Source organism: Oscillibacter sp. CU971 (genome assembly GCF_905219725.1).
Taxonomy (GTDB): Bacteria; Bacillota; Clostridia; order Oscillospirales; family Oscillospiraceae; genus Oscillibacter.
The window spans coordinates 1-3,212 of record NZ_CAJMXG010000286.1 but is presented as its reverse complement, the minus strand read 5'-3'; the positions used below and the strand labels follow the sequence as shown (position 1 = coordinate 3,212).

Annotated in this window: 2 protein-coding genes; both read left to right on the top strand. The window is 60.6% G+C overall.

The annotated features are described in order from the left end of the window. The first annotated feature begins 392 nt into the window (after positions 1-392). A complete protein-coding gene (locus JX325_RS14155) occupies positions 393-656 on the top strand; it encodes an HPr family phosphocarrier protein (protein ID WP_204791735.1) in 264 nt (87 codons plus the stop codon). Between the two features lie 171 nt (positions 657-827). Next, the gene (gene uvrC / locus JX325_RS14150; RefSeq protein WP_204791734.1) at positions 828-2,663 is read left to right on the top strand and encodes an excinuclease ABC subunit UvrC; all 1,836 of its coding nucleotides are present in this window, start codon (positions 828-830) and stop codon (positions 2,661-2,663) included. The last annotated feature ends 549 nt before the right edge of the window (positions 2,664-3,212 follow it).

Genomic DNA, 3,212 nt, shown 5'->3' with positions numbered 1-3,212 from the left:
TTTCATACCCCGCGCCCCCTTTCCCTTATTTTATCACATCTTCCATTATTTCGGGGAATTAAATCAGCGTTTCCTTAGAAACCTTGGAAACCTCCGGCATGGAGCACCGTCCAAATACATACGATAAACCGGGAACGGCTTCGGGGGAAAGCGGTTCAATATGCTTCCTTTGGTTTTCTCCCAAATTCTCCCAAACTTTCGGCGAAATGACGTATAATTTTATGGAAAGTTGGCATAAACTAACAAAAAGAACTTTACTCACGAGAAAAATTTTTTGAAATGTTTGTGCAATTCTCCATTGACGGGAGGCAGAAAAGCGGTTATGATGGTAAAGGAAAGACTTGTGGGCAACCAGTTCCATTTGATTTGATATAAAAAAGGAGAGCTGCAACATGTATACGCAGGAAATCACGGTCAACAACGAAGTTGGTTTGCACGCCCGCCCCGCCACGTTCTTTATCCAGAAGGCCAACGAGTTTAAAAGCGGCATCTGGGTCGAGAAGGAGGACCGCCGCGTCAACGCCAAGAGCCTGTTAGGCGTGCTGTCCCTGGGCATCGTGAAGGGCACCCCCATCACCCTGATCGCGGACGGCAGCGACGAGAAAGAGGCGGTCACCGCGCTGGTGGAGCTGGTGAAAGACAACTTCGGAGAGTAACGAACCGTCCCCGTGCTGCCCGTCAGCGCGGGGTGGTCTTTTTTATTGGGCCGGGGTGTTCTGCCGGAAGCGGGGGAAGCTCCGGGGAAATAGCCTGGCCAGGGGGCCAGGCCCCACAAGGATGGCAAGCCCTTCTGCCGGGGTGCATCCCACTTTGAAAGGAGGCGGACCATGACCAAGGACGAGCTGAAGGAGAAGGCCAATGACCTGCCGCTNCTGCCGGGGGNCTATCTGATGATGGACAAAACCGGGAAGGTCATTTACGTGGGCAAGGCGAAGAAGCTCAAGAACCGGGTCAGCCAGTACTTTCAGGACAGCGCCTCCCACACCGCCAAGACGAGGCAGATGGTCTCCCGGATCGACCACTTCGACACCATCTTCGTCTCCAGCGAGTTCGAGGCCCTGGTGCTGGAAAACTCCCTCATCAAGCGGCACATGCCCCGGTACAATATCCTGCTCAAGNACGACAAGNGCTATCCCTTCGTCCGCCTCTCCCGGGAGACCTATCCCCGGTTTACCATGGTCCACAAGTGGGCCAATGACGGCGCGAAGTACTTCGGCCCCTTCGGCGGGCGGTTCGAGACCCGCCAGGCCCTGGACGCNGTGTGCGCCGCCCTGCGGCTTCCCACCTGCAGCCGGAAATTCCCCCGGGACATCGGGGCGGAGCGGCCCTGCCTGAATTTTCACATGGGCCGGTGCGACGGCTTCTGCCGCCCAGAGATGACGGCGGAGGAATACCAGCGCCGCATCCGCCAGGCCAGCCAGATGCTGGAGGGCAAGGCCAAGGACCTTCTCCGGGAGATGGCCGGGGAGATGGAGGCGGAGGCGGAGGNCCTGCGGTTCGAGCAGGCGGCGGCCCTCCGGGACCGGATCAACGCCATCAGCGCCCTTTCCAAAAAGCAGACGGTCATTGCCGGGCTCTGCGCCGACACGGACATCTGGGGCCTGTACCGGGGGGCCGGGAAGTGCTGCTACGCCGTGCTCCACATGGAGGAGGGGAATCTGGCGGGCCGGGAGACGGAGCTCTTCACCGCCCCCATGGAGGAGGGGCAGGAGGAGATGCTCTCCGCCCTGACGGCCCAGTACTACCTGCCCCGGGCCATTTTGCCCCATGAGATTCTGCTGCCCTTTGAGACGGAGGGGTACTGCGAAAACCTCTCGGAGGTGCTGACGAAACGGGCGGGGCACAAGGTCTGGGTCCACGTCCCCCAGCGGGGAGAGAAGGCGTCCTTGATNTCCATGGCCCAGCGGAACGCCGCCGAGGNGGCGGAGCGGGCCACCACCGCCGAGGAGCGGGTGGCCCACACCCTGGAGCTTTTGACGAAAATGCTGGACCTCCCGGCCCCGCCCAAGCGGCTGGAGTCCTTCGACATCTCCAACACCGGGGGCAGCGACATCGTGGCCTCCATGGTGGTCTACAGCGGCACAAGGCCCCTGAAAAGCGCCTACCGGCGCTTCCGCATCAAGGAGCTGGCGGGGAAGCCCGACGACTACGCCTCTATGCGGGAGGTGCTCCGGCGGCGGCTCCAGCGGGCGGCGGACGGGGACGAGAAGTTTCTGCCCCTGCCGGACGTCTTTTTGATTGACGGCGGCGTCACCCATGCCCAGACGGCTCTGGGCGTGGCGGAGGAGTTCGGGGTCAGCGTCCCCATCTTCGGCATGGTGAAGGACGACCGGCACCGGACGAGGGCCCTGGTGACCCCGGAGGGCCGGGAGATCGGCATTGTGGGGAATCAGGCGGTGTTTTCCCTCATCGGGCAGATTCAGGAGGAGACTCACCGCTTCGCCATCACCTACCACCACGAGAGCCATGGGAAAAGCGCACTGCGCTCCGCCNTGGACGGCATTCCCGGCGTGGGGCCGAAACGGCGGGAGGAGCTGCGGAAGAAGTTTGGGACCATCAAGGCCATTCGCGAGGCGGAGGTGGAGGCCCTGGCGGCGGTGGTGCCAAGACCCGCCGCGGAGNCGGTTTGGAGGCATTTTCACTCCAAGGAGGGGGAGGCATAAAAAAGAGGCCCGCCGCCTTGACAAGGGGGAAGCGGGGCCTTATAATAAAAGCAGAAGGGATACCGCTGCAAGACGGTCAGCCCTCGCTTCTCAACTTAGAAAGTTGACCGCTTGGGGGCTATCCGAGCGGTCAACACGCTTTTATGGTCAGTATGTACAGCGCGAACGCCAGACACACCAAAAATCGAAGTACAGCGTACAGCCGATTTTTCCACACTCGCTTCACCCCCCTTCGCCGTCGGCGCAAAGTCCGCTTCGGCGGAACACCCTGCCGGGTATTCCTTCCTTCGCTTTCTTGCGCCTCCTCTCCCCACAAAAGCCAAGGTTTTTGCGGGGATCCCAGGAGATGGCCAACCGCCTATTTTGCAACGATATCCTTCTGCCGCCGTACCCTTTTGGGCCTGGCGGCTTTATTATAGGGGACCAGGAGGGATTTGTCAAATTTGTGTGANANANCNACCGAAGGGCGCAAGCCCTTCGGTCGTTTTGGTGCGCTGAGACTTCGTTGCCGTCGCTCCGGCCCGGTTCATCACCAGACAACCAGAGCGC

Coding starts and splice junctions, on each gene's coding strand:
- JX325_RS14155 (WP_204791735.1), top strand. CDS start 393: ATGTATACGCAGGAAATCACGGTCAACAACGAAGTTGGTTTGCACGCC.